This window comes from Virgibacillus sp. 6R (assembly GCF_001895305.1).
GTDB lineage: Bacteria > Bacillota > Bacilli > Bacillales > Amphibacillaceae > Virgibacillus > Virgibacillus pantothenticus.
The window spans coordinates 3,611,331-3,637,064 of record NZ_CP017762.1; the positions used below are offsets into that span (position 1 = coordinate 3,611,331).

Annotated in this window: 20 protein-coding genes and 1 pseudogene; all 21 read left to right on the forward strand. The window is 36.6% G+C overall.

Going from position 1 to position 25,734, the window contains the following annotated elements; translation table 11 throughout:
* The first annotated feature begins 50 nt into the window (after nt 1-50).
* The 21 genes and pseudogenes from BKP57_RS16460 (at nt 51) to BKP57_RS16560 (ending at nt 25,683) form a co-directional block, all read left to right on the forward strand.
* Nucleotides 51-427, forward strand: a pseudogene (locus BKP57_RS16460) (winged helix-turn-helix transcriptional regulator).
* A gap of 307 nt (nt 428-734) precedes the next feature.
* Nucleotides 735-2,327, forward strand: coding sequence for a PucR family transcriptional regulator (locus BKP57_RS16465; protein ID WP_072742005.1), 1,593 nt, complete (start codon nt 735-737; stop codon nt 2,325-2,327).
* 818 nt (nt 2,328-3,145) lie between these two features.
* Complete coding sequence (locus BKP57_RS16470; protein WP_050352022.1) at nt 3,146-4,228, forward strand: S-methyl thiohydantoin desulfurase family protein; 1,083 nt, start codon at nt 3,146-3,148, stop codon at nt 4,226-4,228.
* 1 nt (nt 4,229) lies between these two features.
* Nucleotides 4,230-5,789: a hydantoinase/oxoprolinase N-terminal domain-containing protein gene (locus BKP57_RS16475; protein ID WP_050352023.1), complete on the forward strand. Its 1,560-nt coding sequence runs from the start codon at nt 4,230-4,232 to the stop codon at nt 5,787-5,789.
* A 440-nt stretch (nt 5,790-6,229) separates the two neighbouring features.
* Nucleotides 6,230-7,471, forward strand: coding sequence for a cytosine permease (locus BKP57_RS16480; protein WP_072742006.1), 1,242 nt, complete (start codon nt 6,230-6,232; stop codon nt 7,469-7,471).
* 23 nt (nt 7,472-7,494) lie between these two features.
* Entirely contained in the window at nt 7,495-8,313 is an 819-nt protein-coding gene (locus BKP57_RS16485; protein ID WP_083547307.1) for a nitrilase-related carbon-nitrogen hydrolase, read from the forward strand.
* Between the two features lie 302 nt (nt 8,314-8,615).
* The gene (locus BKP57_RS16490; RefSeq protein ID WP_072742008.1) at nt 8,616-9,263 is read left to right on the forward strand and encodes an aspartate/glutamate racemase family protein; all 648 of its coding nucleotides are present in this window, start codon (nt 8,616-8,618) and stop codon (nt 9,261-9,263) included.
* Nucleotides 9,260-10,828, forward strand: coding sequence for an OPT/YSL family transporter (locus BKP57_RS16495; RefSeq protein ID WP_072742009.1), 1,569 nt, complete (start codon nt 9,260-9,262; stop codon nt 10,826-10,828). The genes BKP57_RS16490 and BKP57_RS16495 overlap by 4 nt, the downstream gene beginning before the upstream one ends.
* 16 nt (nt 10,829-10,844) lie before the next feature.
* Nucleotides 10,845-11,900 (forward strand): S-methyl thiohydantoin desulfurase family protein, encoded by a 1,056-nt coding sequence (locus BKP57_RS16500; protein WP_050352028.1) that lies wholly within the window; start codon nt 10,845-10,847, stop codon nt 11,898-11,900.
* Nucleotides 11,901-11,915: 15 nt separating this feature from the next.
* Nucleotides 11,916-12,851 carry a DUF1177 domain-containing protein gene (locus BKP57_RS16505; RefSeq protein ID WP_050352029.1) on the forward strand — a complete coding sequence of 312 codons (936 nt, stop codon included), beginning with the start codon at nt 11,916-11,918 and terminating at the stop codon, nt 12,849-12,851.
* A 2-nt stretch (nt 12,852-12,853) separates the two neighbouring features.
* A complete protein-coding gene (locus BKP57_RS16510) occupies nt 12,854-13,525 on the forward strand; it encodes an AroM family protein (RefSeq protein WP_072742010.1) in 672 nt (223 codons plus the stop codon).
* Between the two features lie 58 nt (nt 13,526-13,583).
* Nucleotides 13,584-14,444, forward strand: coding sequence for a DMT family transporter (locus tag BKP57_RS16515; protein ID WP_072742011.1), 861 nt, complete (start codon nt 13,584-13,586; stop codon nt 14,442-14,444).
* Between the two features lie 2 nt (nt 14,445-14,446).
* Nucleotides 14,447-15,358: an aminopeptidase gene (locus BKP57_RS16520; RefSeq protein WP_072742012.1), complete on the forward strand. Its 912-nt coding sequence runs from the start codon at nt 14,447-14,449 to the stop codon at nt 15,356-15,358.
* Between the two features lie 613 nt (nt 15,359-15,971).
* The gene (locus tag BKP57_RS16525; protein ID WP_072742013.1) at nt 15,972-16,556 is read left to right on the forward strand and encodes a helix-turn-helix domain-containing protein; all 585 of its coding nucleotides are present in this window, start codon (nt 15,972-15,974) and stop codon (nt 16,554-16,556) included.
* 541 nt (nt 16,557-17,097) lie between these two features.
* Nucleotides 17,098-18,678, forward strand: a complete 1,581-nt coding sequence (locus BKP57_RS16530; RefSeq protein WP_072742014.1) for a sensor histidine kinase — start codon at nt 17,098-17,100, stop codon at nt 18,676-18,678.
* Nucleotides 18,675-19,355 carry a response regulator gene (locus BKP57_RS16535; RefSeq protein ID WP_050352035.1) on the forward strand — a complete coding sequence of 227 codons (681 nt, stop codon included), beginning with the start codon at nt 18,675-18,677 and terminating at the stop codon, nt 19,353-19,355. Before BKP57_RS16530 ends, BKP57_RS16535 begins: the two co-directional genes overlap by 4 nt.
* Nucleotides 19,356-20,009: 654 nt before the next feature.
* Nucleotides 20,010-21,011, forward strand: a complete 1,002-nt coding sequence (locus BKP57_RS16540; protein WP_072742015.1) for a tripartite tricarboxylate transporter substrate binding protein — start codon at nt 20,010-20,012, stop codon at nt 21,009-21,011.
* A 63-nt stretch (nt 21,012-21,074) separates the two neighbouring features.
* Nucleotides 21,075-21,530 (forward strand): tripartite tricarboxylate transporter TctB family protein, encoded by a 456-nt coding sequence (locus BKP57_RS16545; protein WP_050352037.1) that lies wholly within the window; start codon nt 21,075-21,077, stop codon nt 21,528-21,530.
* 18 nt (nt 21,531-21,548) lie between these two features.
* Complete coding sequence (locus BKP57_RS16550; protein ID WP_072742016.1) at nt 21,549-23,036, forward strand: tripartite tricarboxylate transporter permease; 1,488 nt, start codon at nt 21,549-21,551, stop codon at nt 23,034-23,036.
* Nucleotides 23,037-23,846: 810 nt separating this feature from the next.
* Nucleotides 23,847-24,716 (forward strand): GNAT family N-acetyltransferase, encoded by an 870-nt coding sequence (locus BKP57_RS16555; protein WP_083547308.1) that lies wholly within the window; start codon nt 23,847-23,849, stop codon nt 24,714-24,716.
* A 199-nt stretch (nt 24,717-24,915) separates the two neighbouring features.
* Nucleotides 24,916-25,683, forward strand: coding sequence for a MerR family transcriptional regulator (locus BKP57_RS16560; RefSeq protein WP_050352039.1), 768 nt, complete (start codon nt 24,916-24,918; stop codon nt 25,681-25,683).
* Nucleotides 25,684-25,734 lie beyond the last annotated feature (51 nt).

Consider the following 25,734-nt stretch of genomic DNA (forward strand, 5'->3'; position numbering starts at 1 on the left):
CCCTTTATCTTATAACTCAAAAACTTGCTGAATAGAGAAAGGAGTTTTATATGCATCATCCGTTGCGTGAAGAAATACAGTTGAAGTTGCAAAATGGGGAATATTATTGTGAAAAAGAACTAACTTTATCTATTATAAGTGGTAATGGAAAGTAGTCATTTTATGGCATTGAGGTGTCAAAGGTCCGCACCGTTTTAACAGTTTGCAACGTTTATTTGAAAATATTTCTCATAAGACACTCTCCAACCAGTTAAAAGAGCTAATAGAAGGTTTTATCGTCAGTCGTAAAGTATATCCGGAGTCTCCGCCTAAAGTAGAATATTCTATGACAAAATTGGACTATACTTTATTGCCTATTAATGAAATGATGTACGACTGGGGGAAAGGAAAAACGCATCCAGCAATTAAAGAAAGAAGGGATCATTAATTAGAAAAGTTTCTCCAAAGGTCATTTTTAACCCAGTTTTACATACACCAAAAATAAAAATATACAATTTTCTCTAAAATAGATTTGCTTGAAGCTTGAGGAGGAAGACCCTACAAGGTGATTAGACTTTAACATCTCCTATTCCATATGAACAAACACTCTGAAAAGGCATGCTTTTCCACTGCTAAAAATTTCAAATTTTGTCTAATAGGTTTCATTTACTGGCAAATTACACTATTATAATAAGTATACAAACTATGACGACTAATATTTCAACTAAGAATTTGTTTAGAATGGGAGAATTCTTATGAAAATACAGGATGCATTGTTGATTGGTGGGTTAGCAAGAGGAAAAGTTATCGCTGGAGAAAAAGGTATATCTCGTGATATCACAGCTATTGAGGTGATGGAAGTACCTGAGGTAATGAGTTGGGTAACGCCTGGGGTTTTAGTTGTTACAACCTTTTATTCGATTAAAGATTTGCCAAACAGGCAAGTTGAGATTGTCCAAGCTTTAATTCACCAAAAAGCTGCTGGAATCGTCATCAAACTAGGACGCTTTATTACTTCTATCCCAATTGAAATCATTCATTTAGCAGATCAGCATAATTTTCCAATTGTAACCATTCCAAAGGATGTTACTTATATTAGTGTTTTAACACCCCTATATGAAAAACTTTATTTGGAAAAACAGCAAAAAACAGTAGAATTGCAGCATCCATTGTATGAAATTGAACAATCCAGTTTTTCCTCTTTACCAGAAGCATTGAATCGAATAGCTGAAATTGTTAATTCCCCTGTATATATTGAAGATTTAGACGGTCGTTTGTTATATGCGGCTGCTTTATTTCATGCAGATGGCTGGCGGAGATCCACTTCGCTGTTTTCGAAGCCCTACTATTCTGATTATATCAAAGAAGTTACTAAATGGGAGAATGACGTCTTAACGAATAAATATGCAGTATTCTATAAAACGGGGTTGCGCAGAAAGATTCTTCTACCTCTCATATGGAAAAATAGTTTGTTTGCTATTTTGCATATTTCCTATACGGACAAAGAATTGTTTCAAGGTGTTTCCCCAAATCATTTAAACAATGTGGCGAATAAATTAAGTCAGCTCTTTATCAGTGACCAACTATATTTACAAAAAAATCGACAGGATGATTCAGAGGCAATCGAACAATTTTTATTGCATCTGGATGATATCAATGCAACGAAGACGGCAATAATTGTTAATTTTTATGGGAATTGGTTGAAACTAACGAATTATCCAAAGCACCAAGTTATTGATTACTCTAGCTTAATTAGAAAAGAACTCTATGGGCTCGTCAATCAGCTAACAACTTGCGAAAACTTTATTTTTGAGAAGTATAATAAGTTTTATTTGTTCTTGTATTGTAAAGAAAAAACATATGGTCAAATTGTAGCTCAATGGAATGAAATGATTGAACGATTTAATGGAGAAGACAGCTGGAATTTTACCCGCGTTGCCATTAGCCCATCGATTAAAACTCCAACCAGCTTTGAGGAGCACGTGCATACAGTAACTAAAACAATGGAGATCGGTTTAAAAATAAAGCCGGAACATACGGTTTATACACATGATAAACTAGGCATTTACGAAATTCTTCTCCAACTGACTTCTGATCTGTTTGCTCGCAGATATACACAAAATGTTTTATTTCCATTGCTTCAAGAAGACAACGATTTGATGGAAACACTACAAATGTATTTGAATGAAAATGGTAATGTGTCAAAGGCTTCAGAAAAATTATTTATTCATCGCCGTACACTAAATTATCGAATACAAAAAATCGAGCAGTTATTAAATATGGATTTAAATGATGCCGACAATCGCTTTATTTTAAAATTTTGTCTAATGATTAAAGATCTGATATGATCAATTTTTATTCTAGAGACCTATATGTATGCTTTCTACGGCAGGTATCCTTGTATCCGTTTAACTGAAGTGTTTCAGACCTAGCAAACTTCATTCTTCTTCCTATAATTATGGTTAACATCAGCTCGGAATCTAAAGGAAGACCGACGAAAAGTGGACTTGTCGCTTGGCGTCGGCATACCCTTGTTTTAAAGGCAAGTTTCCCTTATCCAAATGTAAGGACGTATTTTTCTCCATTCAAAAAGTGTTTATGATTTTCCGTCTGATGAGATAACGACTCCTAAATGTCCGATTGGTTCAGAGGCCTTTAGGTCATACCCTTGTGGTGCTGCATTCTTTGGAAAAAGCGTTCCACAGCATGAAGTTTCGGCTTTATCGCTTCAGAAGATTTCCAGTTTGTACGTCTAGCCTGAGCGCTTCTAGCTTTTGTCTGCTTTTTATCAGTAGGAAATGTAGGGTAAATCCCCGCTGAACCGTTATTGTTTTGATGAAAATGCTGTTATATAGCAAAAACAAATATTCTGAAAACTTTTTATAGATCTTGCCTTGTTTCGTAGAACAACACGGAAACTTTTTTCTCATAAATAGTACCATGGCAAAAGTGGGAAAACGTAACCTGAATTTTTTTCCCTCTTATTCCATTCCTGAGAATTGTTAAAAAATTTATAATTATAAAAAGGGATGGACAGATATGATGATTTTTTAAAAAGAAAAGTCTGTGAATATGTTATTATTCATCATAGATAAAAGTTGCTCAGAAATTTTAATATTAATATTCGAAATAATCAAAACAAATAGTTAATTAAGGAGACTTTGTAATGCGTTATTTGGATGAAAATGCAATAAAGAATATTGCGGTTGGAGCTGCGGTACTTGGTACGGGAGGTGGGGGTGATCCTTACATTGGAGAATTAATGGCATTACAAGCTATTAAAGAGCATGGTCCTGTAAAAATGCTTGAGGTTGATGAAGTACCAGACGATGCTCTTGTTGTACCGATTGGCATGATGGGAGCTCCAACTGTATTATTTGAAAAAGCACCTGGAGAAAATGAAGCAAAAAATGCGTTTCAACTTATGGAAGAGCATTTAGGAAGAGAGATTTTTGCAACGATGCCGATTGAAATTGGTGGAGTAAATTCATTGCTTCCGGTAGCAATTGCTGCTCGCCTTGGTCTACCAATTATTAATGTTGATGGTATGGGAAGAGCTTTTCCAGAGCTACAAATGGTTACATTCTATCTAGACGGTATTTCAAATAGTCCTTTGGTCATCGCTGACGAACGAGGGAATACTTCCATTCTTCAGACAATCGATAATCATTGGTCAGAACGAATTGCTCGTAACATAACGGTTCAAATGGGTGGTTCTTCTACAGTTGCTCAATACTCCATGTCTGGAAAGCAAGTGAAGAATAGTGGTGTAGCTAAAAGTTTAACGTTTGCTGAAGGGATAGGAAAAATTATTAGAAAATCAAAGCAAAATCCGATTCAGGAAGTATTATCTTTTACAAGTGGCTATTCATTATTTGAAGGAAAGGTAATAGACATAGATCGGAAAACATCGACAGGTTTTGCTAGAGGAATTGCAACAATAGAAGGAATGAATGAAGATAAGGGAAAAACACTATCCCTACACTTTCAAAATGAATTTTTACTTGCTACAGAAAACGACAAGCCTGTGTGCATTACTCCTGATTTAATTTGTCTGCTTGATAATGAAACTGGACAGCCAATTACGACAGAAGGCCTAAGGTATGGAGTGAGATGTACAGTAATCGGCATTGCATGCAACGAAAAATGGAGAACAGAAAAGGGAATCGAAACGGTTGGTCCGAGATATTTCGGCTATGATTTAGAATATATACCAATTGAAATAATAACCAGCGAGGAGGTGATATAAAATGAGCTCCTATCGGATTGGAATTGATGTAGGTGGGACAAACACAGATGCGGTTATTTTAAATGAAGCTATGGAGGTAATTTCAGCGACAAAAATAATTACACAAGACAATATCAGTGAGGCGATTTTATTAGCTTTAAAAGAAGTTGTGCAACAAGCTGATATCCCAACACAACAAATTACGCATGCTATGCTTGGTACTACACATTGTACCAATGCCATCGTTGAGCGCAAACATTTAAATAGAGTTGGGATTATCCGTATTGGCGCTCCTGCTAGTATGGCTGTTAAACCGCTTATCGGATTTCCGGAAGATTTACAGTCACGCTTAGGTAACGAAGTATATCTTGTTCGCGGCGGACATGAATATGACGGGAGAGAAATTGTTCCATTAGATAAGCAAGCAATTTATGATGCTGCTAGAAAGATGAAAGGAAAGGTAGATTCTGTAGCGATTACTTCGATTTTTTCGCCTGTAACTCAGGATCATGAAGAAGCTGCACAGGCAATTGTAAAAGAAGTATTAGGTGATGATATTCCTATTTCTTTGTCGTTTGAAATCGGTAGTGTCGGTCTTATTGAACGCGAAAATGCAACCATTTTAAATGCTTCTGTAGTTAATGTTGCAAAAGCGATGGCTAACGGATTTATCGCTGCTCTATATGAGGAAGGAATCGACTGTCAAGTTTATTTTGGACAAAACGATGGCACTCTGATGTCAGTGGAATATGCTATGAAATACCCTATCTACACAATTGCTTGTGGGCCAACAAATAGTCTACGTGGTGCATCTTATTTGTCAGATGTTGAGAATGGCATCGTTGTCGATGTCGGGGGCACTACTACAGATGTAGGTGTATTGGTAGACACTTTTCCGCGTGAATCAGCGTTAGCTGTTGAAATTGGTAAAGTTCGTACTAATTTCCGTATGCCTGATCTTGTTTCAATTGGTTTAGGAGGCGGCACCATCATACGTATTAAGGAAGATAACACATTTACAATTGGTCCAGATAGTGTTGGATATCGTCTGAAGGAGAAAGCAATGGTGTTTGGTGGTGACACGTTAACAGCTACGGATATTGCTGTTTTCTTAGGAAAAGCAAATATTGGAGATTACAATAATGTGGCACATTTAAATGTGCCATTGCTGGAAAAAATTTATCAACAAATGATAGCGATGGTAGAGAATGCTATTGATCAAATGAAAACAAGTGGAGAACCTGAAGCTGTTATTCTCGTTGGTGGTGGAAGTGTTTTATTTCCTGGGCAATTAAAGGGAGCTTCCAACGTTTATAAACCTGAAAATTTTGGTGTTGCTAATGCTATTGGGTCAGCGATAAGTCAGGTTAGTGGACAAGTAGAACGCATTTATTCATTAGATCAATTCGGACGTTTTGAAGCAATTGAAGAAGCGAAACACTTAGCGATTGAGGAAGCAATCGCTGCTGGTGCAAATCCTGATACTTGTAAAATTGTTGAAATTGAAGATGTTCCACTAGCTTATTTACCTGGTAATGCAACACGTATAAGTGTAAAGGCAGCAGGTGAGCTATTGAAATAATCGAGATGATTCAACATGTACATTTTGTTATTGGCTGGCTTATCTAAGACCGTAAGACCTTCCGCTTCAAGAGGTATCGAGAATACGAAGAAATTTAAGTGTTGACTCGACTAAACGTCACTTAAATGCCCAATTCATTCAGGAAGCCTTTAGGTCATACCCTTTGCGGTACTAACTTCAGTAAGGGAAAGGAAAAGCCCTGCTGAGTGAAGTTTCATTATAACGAGGTAGTTCTTAACTATCTATTCAGCTTGAACTACGTTTCGTTGAATTCTTTTGGACATGCACTAATAAATTTTATTTAGATGATTTTAAAGAAAGATTTTGATTGTTTAGGTAGTATTTCCGTTTCTACTTTGTGGATGACTTTTTTGAAAATTATCGTAGACGCTTTTGATAAATGTTAAGATAAAAACGTAAACATAAAGGTGGAATATTATATGGAAGAAAGAGAAGATTTAATACTACAGCCTGTTCCACTAAGCGAACGAATTGGTTGGAAAGCACCATTATTTAACGTACTTGGGACAAACATTGCTATTTCTGCTTTAATGGTAGGAAGTACATTAATAACCGGTTTAACATTAAAGGATTTGATTTGGGTCTCTATTGTAGGGAATCTTATTCTTATGGCAATTCTCATTATTCAAGGAAATATCGGCAGCCGTGAAGGGGTAAATACGTACGTCATAGCTAAAGGGGCGTTTGGAGAAATTGGTGGAACTTGGATTATTTCATTAATCCTTGGAATTACCAGTTTTGGATGGTTTGGTATTCAAGCTGGAGTTGCTGGACTATCAATAAAGCAAATATTTCCTAATATCAACTTAACGTTAACCGTAATCATTATAGGAATTTTAATGGTGGTAGTTGCAGCATATGGGTTTAACACAATGGCATTGTTTAATTATATTGCGATTCCACCACTGATTGTGTTAATTGTTTGGGCACTTATTAAAGCGATTGATCAAGGTGGGGGGATGAGTCCAGTACTTGATTATACTCCAGAAAACCCAATGACAATGATTAAGGGCATTGATATTGTTGTAGGCTTAATTATTGTAGGTGCAGTTATTTCTCCTGATTATCTTCGCTATACACGCGGAATGAAAGATGTCGTTATTGTGGGATTTATCGCTGTAGCATTAGTGACATTTTTTCAACAAGTTGCAGCCGGAATAATGTCTGTTAATGCATTGACTACAGATATTACGGAAGTATTAAAATCATTAGGATTTAACTGGGTAGCTTTTGTCGTATTAATCCTTGCTGCCTGGTCTACGAATTTAGCTAATGCTTATTCAGGTGGACTAGCCTTAAAAAATATTTTCCCAAATGTAAAACGAATTTATTTAACGTTAATTGCAGGAAGTGTGGGTATCATTTTAGCGGCATTTAATATTATTAATGCTTTTCAAGGATTTTTAAGCTTTCTGAGTATGACTGTGTCAGCAATCGCCGGTGTGATTTGGGTAGAGTATTATATTATTCAGAAAAAGAAGCTTGTTATCCGAAAAGGAATCCATTGGCTGGCAATCTTTGCCTGGATTGGCGGGGTAGTTGCTGCCTACCTATCTTCAAAATGGGGATTTGGAATTGCACCAATTAATTCAATTATTGTAGCTGGCTTATTGTATCTCGTATTAGAAAAAGCATTTGACAATAAAGTGTTATCTAACTGAAAAACAGAATGGAGTTGAGTTCGTTGACCAAAAAAGTGTCCATTGGCATTATTCAAATGGAGGCAAAGCTTGGTGATGTAGAGTTTAATTTACAAAAAGTCGTAAAATTTATTAAACAGGCAGCATCGCAAGGAAGTGATATCGTCTGTCTTCCAGAACTCTTTTCTACCGGCTATCATTTGGCTTATCTCAAGGAAAAAACAAATGAACTAGGTTTAAAATATTTTCAACAAAGTGTAGAAATATTGAGACAAGCAGCAAAAGAAAATAACGTATATGTCATTGCTCCGATTGTGGAACAAAGAGAGCTGGCAGGAGTGGCTTATAATTCTGCTTTTGTTTTTGACAGAGAAGGAAATATAGTTGGAAGTTTTGCAAAAGCCCATTTATGGGCATTAGAGCGATTTTACTTTAAAGAAGGATCGGAGTTTCCTGTATTTGATACAGACTTTGGAAAAATCGGCATTGCTATTTGTTATGACGCGGGCTTTCCAGAGGTATCTAGAAGTCTTTGTTTACAAGGAGCAAATATTATCTTTGTGCCTTCTGCATGGAGAATAGAAGATGAGGATATGTGGGATTTAAATCTGCCTCAGCGTGCTTTGGAAAATGTATTATTTACAGTTGGTGTAAATAGCGTTGGTGACCAACATGGACTGCATTTATTTGGTAAAAGTAAGGTATGTAATCCACGTGGGCAGATTATAAAAGAGTTGCCTAAAGATAAAGAAGCAGTCGAGGTAGTAGAGATTGATCTTGAAGATATTCGCAAATACCGCACCGAAATTTCTTATTTACGTGATCGTAAACCGTTTATGTATCATTTGTTAACAGAAAAATAGCCTAACAGGATGGTTTTTAGCGGATTGTAAAACTCTCTCATTTGCATATGATTATTAAAAACATTGGTAATAATATTAATAAAAGAGGAAAAAAATGCGTTGTTCCTATCTCTGATATAGGAACAACGCATTTTTTTGAGAACATAAATACATTTCACTCACCATGTTTTAATATCTCATTCATTCCTTTTGATTGCTTTTACACTAAGAAAATATGGGAAAACTTTGGGTTTGATTTTTTCCCACTTATTCCATTCCTACGAATTGTTTAAAAATTTATAATCATACAAAGGGGTGAATGTATGCTAGGAATTATAAGAGTACTAACTACAAAAGACAATCAAGTCTTACAGGAGCATGGGAGTCGTTTGACCGAATTATACGGGATTGAGTCTAAGTCGAGCTGTATTGCTTCCCAACCAAATGGCATTTATGACGATGAATCGGAAAAGGCCGCTATACCTAAAATTGTCGCTTTAGCACAAGAAATGGCTGAAGATGAGGAAATTGGGGCAATTACAATTAGTTGTGCCGCAGATCCCGGGCTAAAAGAGGTAAGACAGGCTGTAGATATTCCAGTATTCGGCGCAGGTATATGTGGAGCACATGCAGCGAGTATGGTGGGAAGTAAAGTGGCGGTAGTTGGAATAACAGAGCAACCTCCGCCGGCAATGAAAAAACAGTTAGGTGAAACATTTTATAATTATGCATTTTCGCCACGTTTGCGAAAAACGACAGACCTATTTCAACAGTATGCCAAGCCTGAATTGCTTCGGGTTATCCATAAGGCTATAGAAGCTGGTGCGGATGTCATTTTATTTGCTTGTACCGGTTTTTCTACGATTCGCCTTAAAGCGTATTTGCAAAAGCATCTAGAAGTTCCAGTAATTGACTTAGTAGAAGCACAAGGAATTGCATATCAATTATTTAGAAAGGAACAACCGGAATGAAGAATAAAACATTTGATCTTACATTTATTATCTTTTCCATTATTGTAGCTCTATTTGGTGCAATTATTGGTATGCAATTGATCACATCTCTTGGGATAACTCCCAATACCTCAATTATAGGTGCTTTAATTGCTATGTTAATCGCCAGAATACCAATGCAATTATTTTATAAGTATCGCTCATTAGAAAATCAGAATTTAGTGCAAACAACGATTTCTGCTGCCACGTTTGGGGCGGCTAACAGCCTTCTTATTCCAGTTGGGATTCCTTATGTAATGGGCATGCCTGAGTTAATCGTACCGATGTTAGTTGGAGCAGGTGTAGCATTATTAATTGATACATTCATCCTTTATAAAGTGTTCGATACAAAACTTTTCAGTGCTGATGAAGTATGGCCACCAGGAGTAGCTACTGCAGAGGCACTAAAAGCTGGAGATGAAGGTGGAGCGAAAGCTAAATTTTTAGGACTAGGAATTATAGGTGGTATGATCGGCTCACATTTCGGTATTTCTATGTCTGCCTTTGGTGTAGCGTTTATCGGAAATATCTGGGCTTTAACCATGTTTGGTTTAGGATTATTGCTTCGAGGATATTCCGTCCAATTATTTGGAGTGGATTTAAGTACGTATTATATACCACATGGAATGATGATTGGTGCTGGAATGATAGCCTTATTACAATTCATTTTAGTGTTATTAAGATCTAAAAAACAAAATATTAAAAAAATCCTCCAAGATGAAAACCATGAGAATACAAGAAACGAAAAAGATATTCAAATGGGATTTGGACTCGGGTATATCCTTTATGTTATCGGGGCTGTTGTAGTAGCAATTATGGCAGGAATTATCGGTGATATGCCGATTTGGCAAGTAATCCTATTTGTCTTATTCGCAGCTTTTGCCGCCTTAGCAAGTGAGATTATTGTAGGAATTGCTGCGATGCACTCCGGATGGTTTCCAGCCTTTGCAGTAACGTTAATTTCTTTAATTATTGGCATGCTGCTAGGTTTTCCACCTGTCGCTCTTGCTCTATTAACAGGTTATACAGCAGCAACAGGGCCAGCATTTGCTGATCTAGGTTATGACTTTAAAACGGGGGTAATTATTCGTAAAGGCGCTTCTATTGAACAAGAGTTATTTGGAAGAAGACAACAATTAAAGAGTGCATTAATAGGATTTGGAGTAGCAATGGTTATGGTCAGTCTGTTTGCAAATAACTTTTTTGCCAAGGATTTAGTGCCGCCTGTAGATAAAACATATGCCATTACAATAGAGTCCGGTCTAACTGGAAATGTAGGGATGCTTTTATTACTTTGGGCCATTCCTGGTGCAATCATTCAGTTAATCGGCGGGCCAAAACGACAAATGGGGATTCTCTTAGCAACTGGTCTTTTAATTATTAATCCAATTGCGGGGTGGGCTGTAATGGCAGGAATATTAATTCGTACGATTGTGCTGAAGGTTAAAGGTCCAGAGGCTGAAAATACGATGTATACAACAGCTGCCGGATTTATCGCTGGAGACGCTATTTATAGCTTCTTTTCATCCATATGGAAAGTGAAATAAGGGAGGTTGTATCTAATTGACAAGAAAATTACTAACACGAAATGATGCAAAAAATGCTGTGTATGGTGGTTGTATTTTAGGTGGTGGAGGAGGAGGCTGGATTCATGATGGTCTGGAGAAAGCGGAGTTAGCCTTCTTGGAAAACAGTCGGCCAGAATTGATTACTGTTGATGAATTGAAAGATGACGACTATGTAGCGTGTGTTTCATTAGTTGGCGCCCCTTCCGCCAAAGAGATGTATATTAATTCTAAGCAGTTAATTGAAACCGTAGAACGAATGCAAATGGAATGTAACAAACCGATTAAAGCGTTAATGACGAATGAGAATGGGGCAAGTACCACAATTAATGGCTGGCTGCAAGCGGCAGCAACGGGCTTGCCAATTTTAGATGCACCTAGTAATGGTAGAGCTCATCCAACGGGTTCAATGGGCTCAATGAATCTGTCAGAAGTATCAGACTATGTTTCGATCCAGACCTTTGCAGGCGGGAAAGGAGCAAAAGAGGTAAAGGGAACAGTTATTGCCAGTCTTGATGCGGCAGCAAGTGCTGTCCGCTCTGTATCCGTTCAAGCAGGTGGTATGGTTGCGGTATGCAGAAATCCAGTTCAGATAAAATATGTTAAGGAACATGCTGCCATCGGTGGAATTAGTCAGGCGATGGAACTTGGAGAACTGTTTTTATCGGCGCCTAAAGGATTAAAACGAATTAAGCAAGTAACGAGCCATCTAAAAGGAAGAATAATTCATTCAGGTATCGTAACATACTTTTCCTTAAATAAAACAGGTGGTTTTGATATTGGGACGGTACATGTAGATCATGACCTTGAGTTAACGTTCTGGAATGAATACATGACAGTAGAAATATTAGGCTATCGAAGAAGTACTTTTCCAGATCTAATTATGACATTTGATACAAATACAGGTATGCCGTTGGTAAGTGCAGAAATTCAAGACGGGATGGAGATTACTGTTATTACCATACCAAAGAAAAATTTGAAGCTTAGTACAACTATGTTTAATGAAAAATTGCTAAAAGTTATTGAACCCTATATTCAAAAGAAGATTGTTTAAGGAGCTGTTTAGAAAATGTCTTTAAAATACACACTAGAAGCTTTGGATTTATTAGATAGTTCATATGTAAGCGGTAAGCTGGTAATAGATTTATTTGCGGATAAAGAGCATGTAGAAGCAGAGTATACGACAGTAACTGGTGAATGTGGTTCTACTGATTTTGTTAAAATTATTATAAAAGGTACGGAAGGAAAGAGTAGTGGAGGTTCCGCTCCGACATTAGGTATTGTTGGCAGACTAGGAGGATTAGGTGCAAGACCAAGCCGGATTGGCCTAGTATCTGATGGTGACGGTGCAGTCGCTGCTGTAGCAACAGCATTAAAATTAGCAGCTATGGTGGAACAAGGTGATCGGTTGCCGGGTGACGTATACGTAACTACTCATATTTGCCCAAATGCACCAACTCAACCACATGAACCAGTTGAATTTATGGGGTCTCCAGTTGATATTTTAACGATGAATCAATATGAAGTAGTTCCTGAAATGGATGCTATTATTTCCATTGATACAACGAAAGGCAACAAGGTGTTTAATCACCGAGGAATTGCTTTATCCCCGACTGTAAAATCTGGATATATTTTAAAGTTTAGCAATGATTTAATTCGTATTATGGAAATGACAACAGGTGATTTGCCAGTAACATTTGCTGTAACAACACAAGATATTACTCCATACGGGAATGATATCTATCATATCAATAGTATTTTACAACCATCCGTAGCAACAAGTGCACCTGTCGTTGGTTTAGCAATTACGACAAAAACAGCGGTCCCTGGATGTGGAACAGGTGCTAGTCATGAAGTCGACATTGCGCAAGCAGTTCGCTTTAGCATTGAAGTTGCTAAAGAGTATACACAGAGAAAATTTGAGTTTTATGATGTGGAGGAATTTGCCCGTTTAGAAGCTAAATATGGCTCCATGGAGCATTTACAAACATTAGGCAGGGAATAAAAATGAGTAAAGGTATAATTGGTGTGTTAACCATTGGTCAGTCCCCAAGAACGGACGTAATGCCATCTTTCGAAAAGATACTCGGTGAGGAAATCAAGCTAATCGAGCGTGGAGCATTAGATAGGCTGAAAATGGAAGATATGCAGTTAATATCGCCAGATTTAACGGAGCAAACTTATATATCAAGATTAAGGAATGGGGAAGCTGTAAAGATAGGAAAACAAAGGCTCCTTCCGCTTTTACAAAGAGAACTCACGGAATTAGAAATGAGAGTAGAAGTAGTTATGATGCTTTGTACAGGTGATTTCCCGACTTTAAAAGCTACCAAGCCGATTATTTATCCAGATCAGATTCTAACTCATACAGTACAAGCTATTTCACCAACTGGGGTATTAGGGTTAATTATTCCATTAGAAGAACAGAAGGAGACTTTAATTGGAAAATGGGCAACTTGTAACTTAACGCTAATAACTGAAGTTGCCTCTCCCTATGAAAAAAGTGATGTGAAAGGAGCTGCTGAACGCTTGCAACAGCATGGGGCAGATCTTATTGTGCTCGATTGTATGGGGTATAATGAACATCATAAAAAAATGGCGATAGTTGGAAGCGGTTTGCCGGTTATCCTGCCGCGCACTTTAACTGCCCGTATCGCTCTAGAATACGTAGAAAAATAGATTCGGGAATGCCGAGTCTATTTTCTACGTCCGGAGAACAAGGAAATGGGGATAAAAAATGCCTGTCATTGCTTTATTTGTTTTAAGCTTACTTTGGGGTTCTACTTTCTATTTTACAAAAATGGTATTGCCAGACTTTCATCCTGTTTCTATCGTATTTTATCGTTGTCTGTTGGGAGGTCTGACGTTACTCCCTTTCTTTTTATGGAAGAGAAAAAAACAGGATTTTCAAAATGTCCTCCCGTTAATAGGGATTACTTTATTAAGTACAGGTATCCCTTGGGTATTTATGAGTTTTAGTCAAAAAGGGCTTGACACTACAATAAGTGCGGTTCTTAATGCGACTGGTCCAATTTGGGGCGTGATTTTCAGCTTCTTTATTTTAAAAATACCGCTTCGTAAAAAAGAAATATTTAGTGTGCTTATCGGCTTTACTGGGATACTTGTAGCCTTCTTTTTAGGTACCTCTAACAAGATTAACTTTACCTTCAGCAGTGCGGTTCTTTTATTGATAGCAGTTAGTCTATATGCGTTATCGGCAATTTTCACATCTAAGTATTTAAGGAATGTAACGGTGTATACCATTTCGTTTGTTTCGTTGCTTACAGGAAGTATCTATTCAGGCTTGTTTATGATATTCATCGAGCCATCCAGTTACCAAGCTTTCATGGACATTAAAAATGTTGGTGCATTGATGATGTTAGGGGTATTTAATTCAGGAATTGGCAATCTGCTGTATTTTTATCTTGTGCAAAAAGCTGGTCCTATCTTTGCTTTATTAATCACTTATTTAATGCCGATTACCACCATTTTATTAGGTGTTTTATTATTAAATGAAAATCTAGTAGCAGGAACCGTATTCGCATTAATTTTTGTTTTAATTAGTGTATACTTTTCTAGAGAGAGAAGGAGGAAATAAACATGGAAGCATTTCAGCAAACCGTAAATCGACTAATGAAGAATAATATCCAGATTGAAAAAACTGAAAAAATACTCGTTCTAACAGATCGAACGACAGAAAAATTAGCCAAAAAATTTAATGAAGCATTAAAAAAAGGTGGGTGGACATCTACTTTCTATATGATGGAGGATCGTTCAAAATCAGGAGAAGAGCCACCAAAAGAAGCTGCTGAGCTTATGCTGCGATACAGGCTTGTATTTTGCCTTACAAAGCATTCTTTAACGCATACGGTGGCAAGAAAAGAAGCGAATGCTAAAGGAGTTAGTGTTATTACAATGCCTGGTATTACAGAGGATATGTTCTTGCAAGGTGCGATGAGTGCCGATTACAGCCGGGTAGAAGAAGAAACCATAGCGATGGCGGAAAAATTGACAGCTGCCAAATCTGTAACGATTTTGACGGGAGAGGCAAATAAGTTAGTAATTCCGATTAAAGGAAGGCGAGGGATAGCTAGTACTGGGGTATTTAGAGAAACAAGTGCATCTGGAAACCTTCCATCTGGTGAAGCCTATATTGCTCCAATGGAAGGAATGGCAGAGGGTTCAATTGAAATCAATGGTTCAATAGCTGGAATAGGCTTATTAAATGAAGCAATCACAATCACGATTGAACAAGGAAAACTTATACATGCCACAGGAGAAAAAGGAAAGAAATTACTTGCATTACTCGGTGAGGGACAAGGAAGAATGCTTGCAGAACTCGGGATTGGTACGAATTATAAAGCGAGATTGACTGGAAATATTTTAGAAGACGAAAAGGCATATCATACCGTACATGTTGCGTTTGGTTCTAATCATACATTTGGTGGTACGATTCATGCAGATGTGCATATCGACTGTGTTACAAAAGATCCAAAATTAGAGTGGGAGTAGTTAATTTGTTAAAGCAGAACAAAGGCGCAAGCGCCCGTTTAGCAACGTAGCGAATGGAACAAATCAACTAACGATAAAGGAATCATGCCACTAAAAACAGGGGTATGCCGACGCCTGAGCGGCAAGCCCGGTTTTAGTCGGCCTTCCTCTTTGCGACGAACCGATGATGACTTATCGTAGGGCGCATTTCTAAAGTCGCATCGTTGCTGGGATATGGAGCCGGACGTGGCTATTCAGTTATTTCGTTATCTCCAAGCACCTAAGTTTATACTTTCTTATTCTGCAAGAAAGAATACTAAAAAGAGCGTAAGATATTTAACTGGTGTTATGAAAAAAATAAATAAATGCTATCAAGCGTAAAATAACAAATTAGTTATGAATAAAGGAGACAGTCTGTTACATGTATTGTAAACTGTCTCCTTTTTAAATTGTAATTCATGTGGCTGTGATGATCCGTCTCTATTTAATCATGCTTTTATTGTATAAAAACCAATAATCAGAATTATGAATATCAGATTTAAAAGTGGGACAAATTATGAGCTAGATTCTTATATGAAAGCGTAACTAATAACGGGTTTATAGGTGGTAAAATAAAAGCAAGGAGGAGGCAAACATGTATCTTGATAAAAGGAGTAAAGAAATTCTAGAAGAACTGATTAGTCATCCTAATTTGTCAAGTAAAGATATAGAAACTAAAACTGGATTGTCAAGGCGACAAATTAAATATAGTGTAGAGAAAATAAATAATTGGCTAAAGGAGAATAATTACCCTGTTCTGCAACGATTAAAAAATGGTAAATTCCTTATCCATCCAGTTTTAGGAGAATTATACGATCAAGATCAATTACGTGTAGTTGACAATTATATTCCTTCTGAAGATGAGAGAGTATTATTAGTTTTACTTATCTTGCTATCACAGCATGATTTGTCATTAGTGCATTTTACTCAGGCACTTAAGGTCAGCAATGTAACTATTTTAAGCGATATGAAAAAAGCGCAACAAAAAATAGAGCCGCTGCGCTTACAAATTGTTTATTCTCGAACAGATGGATATCAATTAACTGGCGATGAATGGGAGTTACGTAACTTATTGTATTATTTGTTGCAAGATTTAAGCAGGCGTTATGGTGAACTAGCAATGGTTCAAGATTTTGCAATGCTTGATGGTAAAAAAACATGGAATTTCATTTTCCCGTAAAACATCACTTGAGAATATATTTGTTGATAATAATTGCAATGTATGTATAGACGCTCCACTTTTGGGAAATTATTCTCTTGACTAATAAGAAGTTCTGTTGCCATATACACTTTTCCTAAATATGTTCTCTTCCTAATAACCTCGTGGCTAGCCATGAGAGGTGCCATTTAAAGCTTTATTCATAGCGGGTGTCATATTATCCTTCGCAATAGTAACATGTAATGATTTGTGATCTTACAACTCAAAGGAAGCAAAGGGTGTCGACTAAATTTTTGTAGTTAGGTAAAATATTTAGTAATATGCAGTTGAAAATTAGCAATAGGCTAATCCTCATTCCAGTTCATGTACCTTGGATAACTAGAATGGGGTTTTAATTTCATTTCGACTCAGTAAGAAAGGAGAAAAATTGGAATGCAAGCATGATACGCGATATTTTACGTCATATATCTTTTTACTTCGTTTTTAGTCGTCTCCCATTCATATAGGGGTGAAGCAGGAATCTAAAAGTAAAATATGTAAAAAGTCGTTAGGAGGAGCATAGGTGTTACGTAAATTAAAAACTGTTTCACTAAAGACAAAAATTTTAACGTTACTTATTTCATTAATTTTAGCTGTTATTATTCTACTGTCAGGTATCTATATTATGTTTGAAAAAAAGCAGACGGAAGAAGATATCGGAAATCTAGCATTGCAAGTAGCTAAGACGGTCTCTTTTATGCCATCGGTAAAAGCAGCATTTGAAAATAAAGATCAAATACAATTATTGCAGTCCATTGCAGATAGTATAAAAATGCAAGTGGAGGCGAATTATATTGTTATTAAAAATGCGGATAGTGTTATATATGCACATCCTGATTTATTATCGATCGGGAAGAAGCAGAGAGAAAGCAATTATCGAGCACTTATTTTTGGACAATATTATAATGCAAAGACAGACAGCTCTTTTGGGACTGCTTTAACAGGTAATGCACCGATATTTGGAGCTGATGGAAATATTATCGGCATTGTTTCGGTAGGTTATTTATATGAAGATATTTACGCGAAAATTTATCGAAAAATTCGATCTATTAGTGCTGTTTCTATAGTTGTTCTATTGATAGGAATTATTGGCGGTATTATGTTAACCAATAATATTCGCAAAGATACTTTAGGGCTGGAGCCTTTTGAAATTGCTAATCTTTATCGGCAAAGAAGTGCTATTTTACATTCTATAAAAGAAGGGATCATAGCAATTGATGAAAATGGTCTCATTACGATGATAAATCAACCTGCTATTCAGATGTTAGGCTGTAATAAAAGTTATCTTTATGAGTCAATAGAAAAGGTGTTTCCAAATACTTTACTGAAGAATTTTTTAAACCCTTGTGAAAATGAAGAAATATATCTTCATAACCGTTTAGTTATTATGAATAGAGAAGTGGTTAAAGAAAGCGGCAAGGTGATTGGAGTGGTAGCAAGTTTTCGAGATAAAACAGACGTAAAAAAGATGGTTGAAACTATCTCAGAGGTTAGGCAGTATTCGGAAGATTTAAGAGCGCAAACGCATGAATATGCTAATAAGCTTTATGTACTGTCAGGTCTTATGCAACTTGGCAAATTTGCAGAGGCGGTAGACATGATTCAAGCTGAATTAAAATTATGCATGAAGCAAAACCATCTTTTATTCGATCGAATAGAGGATAGCCATGTACAAGCCATTTTACTTGGGAAAATTGCAAAGGCTTCTGAGAAAAAAATTCAATTTATCATTGATCAAAACAGCTCGCTTTCGCCTTTACCTAAACATATGGATCTATCTAGTTTAATAGCTATTTTAGGTAATATTATGGATAACGCCTTTGAGGCAGTTAGTGAAAATGAAGAAAAAAAAGTTGTTTTTTTCGCTACTGATGTAGGAAACGATGTTATTTTTGAAGTTGCTGATAATGGAAGTGGCATAATGGTTGAAGAAAAAATCTTTACCAAAGGTTTTTCTACGAAATTAGGCGAGAGAAGAGGCTATGGATTGGCAATAGTTCAGGATACGGTTAATCGGTTTGGGGGTTGCATTGAAATACAGAATGACAGGACAAAGGGAGCTATTCTTACGGTGTTTCTACCAAAAAAGGGGGATTGTAAATGATCAAAATAATTATCGCTGAAGATGATTTTCGGGTTGCTGATATTCATGAACAGTTTTTATCACAACTAGATGATGTAGAAGTAGTGGGAAAAGCGCTAAATGGAAAAGAAACAATCGAATTTATTAAAAACCAAGAGGTTCATTTATTGCTTTTAGATATTTATATGCCTGATATACTTGGTGTTGATTTATTACCAAACATAAGAAAAATATCCTCTAATATAGATATTATTATGATCACAGCGGCAACAGATATTGATATGGTTAGGAATTCACTAGACTATGGGGTGTTTGATTATATTATTAAGCCATTAAAAATGGAACGGTTTCTCCATACTATTGAAAAATATAAGCAAAAAAGAAATTTGCTACAATCTCATGCTTCTGTTAGTCAAGAGGAAGTTGATCAATTATTTAGAGGAGAAAAAGTAACTTCCGCAAATAAAATGCGGTCCGATTTACCAAAAGGCGTAGACCCATTAACGCTAGAAAAGGTAAAAGCGATAATAAAACAAGAAAGACAAGGGATAACTGCAGAGGAGATGAGTCTGAGAATGGGGGCATCTAGAACGACGGCGAGAAGGTATTTAGAATACTTAATTTCTATGGGAGAAGTAGAAGCAGAGCTCGAATACGGAATAGTAGGGAGACCAGAAAGAAAATATATCATTTCTTAACTCAACCAAATCTAGTAATTCTCACCGGTGAACAAAATGAACAAAATTTTGTTATTATTTTTTAAGTTCGTTAATTTGTAAACGTTTTCTCTAGCCGGATATTGTTATAAGATAATGACCAAACCTTATAGTGATGAACAAATAAAGATCTATTTAACCCTTGCAAAGAGCGTTTTTTGTGAGTGTGGAAGCTCAAGCAGACTTACGGAAAGTGCGCTCTACAGTGGAAAGTAACTACTGTACTTTGCAGATGCCGTTTTCATTAGGGAACAAAGGCTCGGGGGCGCCCGTTTAGCAATGTAGCGAATGGAACGAATCGATTTAGGTGCTGTTACCTCCCACTTCGACTTGTTTATCCCCGCTTCCATTCTTGAAGTAGAGTCTACAACGCCTTTTTACGGGATAAAGGAATCATGCCACTAAAACAGGGGTATGCCGACGTCTGGGCGACAAGCTCGTTTTTAGTCGGCCTTCCTCTTAGGGACGAACTGATGATGATTTATCGTAGGGCGCATTTCTAAAGTCGCATCGTTGCTGGGATATGGAGCCGGACGTGACGATTCGGTTATTTCGTTATCTACAAGCACCTAATTTTATTGTTTCCTATACACCAGAAAAAGGAACGCAAAAATATACTATACGAGGAGGAGTTTGATGAAAAAGGTTTTTGCTCTATTACTTTTAATTTTTGTTATAAGTATTCTATCAGCTTGTAAGCAGGAGTCGAAATCAAAGAGTGAAGAAGAAAATTGGGAACCAGAGAAAGCAATTGAAATGGTTGCCCCTGCAGGAGCAGGAGGAGGGTGGGACACTACTGCTAGAACTGTAGCTAAAGTATTTAGTGAAGAGGGGATTATTGACGAAGATATCGGCGTTATGAATAAAGAAGGTGGAGGGGGTTCCATTGCTTGGACTTATATTCATAACCTTGAAGGGAACAACCATCATATATTTGTTTCCTCGCCACCACTTATCTTTGTACCGCTGAATGGTCAAACAGAATTAACCCATGAAGATTTCACCCCGCTAGCTAACTTAATTGCTGACTATGCTGCATTTGCTGTTAGGGCGGATGCGAAGTGGAACAATTTGAATGAACTATTTGAAGATATGAAGAAAGATCCGGAAAGTATCTCCGTTGTAGGTGCCTCGGCGCCAGGAAGCATGGATCATATGCAATTTGTGAAAATTGCAAAGGAAGCCGGAGTTGATGTAACGAAAATTAAATATGTATCTAATCAGGAAGGTGCTCCATTAACGGATCTCTTAAATGGTAGTGTCGATGTTTACTCTACTGGAGTAGCAGAAACAGTAGAACAGGTGAAAGCTGGAAAAATTAAAGTGCTAGGCATCACTGCTCCTGAACGATTAGAAGGGGATGTTTTGTCTACCTTTCCAACTGCACTGGAACAAGGAATTGATGCAACGTTCGTTAATTGGCGAGGATTTTTTGGACCACCGAATATGGATGAAAGTGCTATTCAATACTATGAGGAAAAGTTTAAAGAGCTAAGTGATTCGGAGGCATTTGCGAAAATACGCAGTCAGTATGGATGGACAGAGATGTTTATGGGGCATGAAGAGTATAAAAAGTTCTTAAAAGAGCAAACAGAAGAATTAACAGGGTTAATGGAAGAGCTAGGTTTGGCGCAATAGTTTAACAGAGCCAATGTTAGGATTCTGCATTGGCTCATAAAAAAAGAAAGTGTGGTGAATAGGGTGTTGAAATCGGCAGAAAGAAAAATAAGTATCATCTTCATTTTATTAGCAATTGGCTATTTAATTTTAAGCTATCAATTACCACCGTATCCCTTTGTGCCTGTAGACTCTGATTTTGTGCCAAAAGTGTTAGGATTTCTATTAATTGCTCTATCCATTATTCTATTTTTTAACTCAAATCCAAAAGAACAGGAAGAAAAGAAAAGCAATATATCAAGACAAGACTTACGGATTCTGTTATTCGTAACGGCTTTAATTATTCTTTATATTTCTCTACTTGAGATAATCGGATTTGTTATCGTGTCGATGTTATTTATTTTTAGCTGTTCTTGGATGCTTGGATATAAAAACTTTAAAGTAAATGCGATTGTCTCTCTTCTATTTCCCGTTACGCTCTTTTATATTTTTAACTATTTACTACAAATTAATTTACCTAGTGGAATTTTACCTTTTTAGTGAGGGAGGGGGCACAGAATGAATACATTAGAAGGATTATGGCAAGGTTTTCAAGTTGCTTTTAGCTTGGAGGGAATATTTTTTGTCTTTATCGGGGTTACGATAGGTACATTAATTGGTATGTTGCCAGGTCTAGGTCCGATTACAGCCATTGCAATTATGATCCCAATGGTTTACGGAATGGATCCAACCATTGCTATGGTATTAATGGCTGGCGTTTATTATGGAGCGGTTTTTGGTGGTTCAACTTCTTCTATATTATTAAATGCTCCTGGAGTTTCAGGTACAGTTGCTACGTCCTTTGATGGATACCCGATGGCTCAACAGGGGAAAGCTGGGAAGGCGCTTGCTATTGCTGCGATAGCATCTTTTACAGGTGGAACGGTTAGTATTATATTGTTAATGTTATTTGCTCCGACATTGGCACAGGTTGCTGTTTCGTTTGGACCTGTTGAATATTTTGCTTTAATGTTCATGGGACTAGTAGCTATATCTAGTTTATCGGACGGTTCTGCTATTAAGGCATTGATTTCTGGGGTATTAGGTTTTATGGCTGTTACTATTGGGATAGATGCACAAACAGGAACACCACGGTTTACATTTGGTAATTCAAATTTATTAGAAGGTGTTGATTTTCTTGTAGTTGCTCTAGGGTTATTTGCTTTAGCAGAAGTGGCATTTTTAATAAAAAACCGAAATAATATTGGTGTTGACAAAACACAAAATATTGGAAGTTTAAAGCTGACAAAACGGGATTTCAAAGAAATGACAGGACCTTTATTACGGCATTCTCCGCTAGGTTTTATTCTTGGGGTGCTTCCGGGGGCTGGTGCAACGATAGCCTCATTTATTAGCTATATGACAGAAAAACGGTTTTCAAAAAAACCAGAGGAGTTTGGGAAAGGCTCGGTTAAAGGGCTTACTGCACCTGAAACGTCAAATAATGCAGCAACAAGTGGGGCATTTGTTCCATTGCTTAGTTTAGGGATTCCAGGATCAGGAACAACGGCTATCATGCTTGGAGCGTTACTTGTTTTAGGTATAAATCCTGGTCCGTTACTGTTTCAAGATCATCCTGAAGTGTTCTGGGGAGTAGTAGCAAGTATGTATGTTGGGAATGTCTTTCTACTTGTTTTAAATTTACCATTAATTCCATACATAGCGAAAATATTAAAAATCCCCCGTCCGTTATTAATTTCATTAATTATTATGTTTTGTATGATTGGTGTGTATTCCATCAGTTTTAATATTTTTGATTTATATTTATTGCTTGCTTTTGGTCTTGTCGGTTACTTATTTCGCTTGTTTGCTTTTCCTGCTCCCCCATTTATCTTAGCTTTTATTTTAGGTGGAATGATGGAACAATCGTTAAGACAAGCGTTAACAATTTCAAATGGAGATTTTATGATTTTGGTAGAAAGTCCAATTGCTATCGGTCTATTTATCCTATCCTTTCTTTCCTTTGCTTTTCCTTTTATTAAAACTAGAAAGATCCAGAAGGTGTAGCAACTGACCTAAGGATATGATGTAATAAGCAACCTCATCTATTTGGATATCAATAGAAAGGTGGCCTAGAAGTGAAAGGAAATGTTTTAGAGCAGCATTTTTTAAACGTTAAAAAACTAAAGCTATTCCTATTGGTACTCTTACTATCAATAGGATTTCTTTTTCCTTCTCCACTTACTAGGCTGGATTCCCAGCAATGGGCAAATTAACCCTATTAGCTATATCTATATTGGTGCGGTTGCCAATCTTTTTCCATTGGGAAGTAGTTCCTTATAGATCATTGTACTCATGCTGGAGTTTAAAAAGTCCATTGTTGACAGAAGCGTGGATTGGATTTATGTCCACGGCTCTTTATTTTGTGGTTATTGTTTCTATGATTAGTAAAGTTAGATAATAGTTGGTGTCGATAAAAGAATAATCTAAGAAAATATTAAAAATATGGATAATAATTACTTGAATGTTTTCAAAACATTAGTAAGCTATAAGAAAAGGCAGATAACCCTGTTGAAAATGATTCTTTAAGTACGATTAACAAAACATATATAGAAGCTAAAATTGAAAAATTTATGGTGGGTATATTAGTCTTGACGGCTCCAATACTAACTAAAGCGATTATTGTAAGTCAACGGATTTAATCGAAGCGCAGATTAAAGATGGAAGGAATTATTGTTCTTCAAGCAACAGTAAAAAAGATGTTTGATGTGCTATTTTCAAAAATAATCAATGATCATAAAATAGACAAGAGCAGGTTAGTGAAAACAGGATAGTGAAGAAAATAAAGCGCAATATTGAACATGGGGAGGATAACAGATGAATGTGTCCGAAAGAATGGCAACTAATTTAGTAACACTTGAAGAAGAGGATATACCTGGTTTAATTACACTTTCAGCTGCAGTTGAATGGGATTATGATAAATATGAAATTCAAACAGTGATTTCATCTGGCGGAGTTTACGGACACAAGAATAAGGAGGGGGAAATTGTATCGAGTGCGGCAATTATTCCGTATGGGCAATCTTTAGCATCTATTGGTATGGTCATTGTCCATCCAGAATACAGAGGAAAAGGACTTGGCAGAAAAGTAACACAAAAATGTATAGATTCTGTTTCAGCTGATAACGCGATTATGTTAATTGCTACAGATGAAGGAAAGCTAATGTATAAAAGGATGGGATTTTATCCGATAGACTATGTCCACAAATATCTTTGTAATAACTATCTTTCGATAAAACCAAATAATCAATTAGACATAGAAATCAATTCTATGCGTAAAGTGGATTTACCTCAAGTTGTAAGGTTAGACAAGGACGCATTTGGCGAGGAAAGAAAGACTTTTCTTATCCATCGTATTAAGCAAGCAAAAGATTCTATTGTCGTTAAAGATTCTGATGGAACGATCATAGGGTTTGGTCTGTCTATTTTAGGTCCTATTAATTTAATTCTAGGACCTATTATAGCCCCTAATCATCATATAGCATCATTATTAATTGATAAATTGGCTAACAATCATCAGGGTAAATTAAGAATCGATATTCCATCAGGGAATGAGACTTTTATGTCGCATTTAGAAAAATGCGGTTTCGTAAAAGTAAGTCAACCTCCTATAATGATTAAAAATGCAAAGGAATTACCATCACGTAATAAAACATTATTTGGAATAGCTGCACAGATTTTCGGATGATTTTATTATGCAGCGAACAGTTATGTTAGTTTATCCCGTATATATGGTGCGGTAAGATTCCCACTTCAGGGTCTCCACTGGTTAAGGTTCATTTTATTGTCTATCCAGAATAATTCTTAGTTTCTCTTGCATCTCCAGTTACGTGAGGAGGTAAGATGAAAGATATAACAGCTATATTAAAATAGTAGGAGGCGGTTAAGTGGAGAATTATTCCATTGGAGAGTTAGCAAAAAAGACAAATACTTCTATTCGAACTTTACATTATTATGATGAGATTGGTTTGCTTAAAGCAGATAAATGCTCAAATTCTGGACATCGTTTGTACACAGAGGATGATATACGAAAGCTTCAGAAGATTGTCGTGTTCAAGTTTTTAGGGTATAGCTTAAGAGAAATTAAGGAGTTAATGAATGAGTCTACATTTGATTTTAATTTAAATCGGACGCTATATTATCAGAAAAAGGCGTTAGAAGAGAAAAAAGCCCAAATATCCACCGCATTAAAAGCAATTAACCGGACAGTGAAATTGTTAGAGGAAGTTGGAGAGGTGGACAGTGAAGTGTTAATGAGCTTGATTCATAGTATCCAAACTGAAAAAGAACAACAACTTTGGTTGGAACAGTTTGCTCCTAAAGAAGCAATTGAGCATTTATTTGATAAGCCAGAAGCAGAAATGCTTGCCTTTGATAAGGAATTTATTGAGCTATCAAAGAAAGTAAAACGATTAAAAAATCGCCCAGTTGATGACTCAGAAGTGCAAGCAATGGTCGCGAAGAATATGGAAACGAATTTAGCTTATGTGGGGGAGGGAAAAATAGCAGCGATAAGTGAAATAGATTTGGATAACATGGATGTGGAAGCTGTGAAAAATATGACCACTTCACCTTTTACACGAGATGAAGAGGAATGGCTTCAGCAAGCAATAGGCTATTATATGACAAAGCATCATTTCGACAGTAGACGATAGCTTCTTTGAATCTTTTTACTCTTCATTTTTGGTTATTTCTGTTATTCTTCT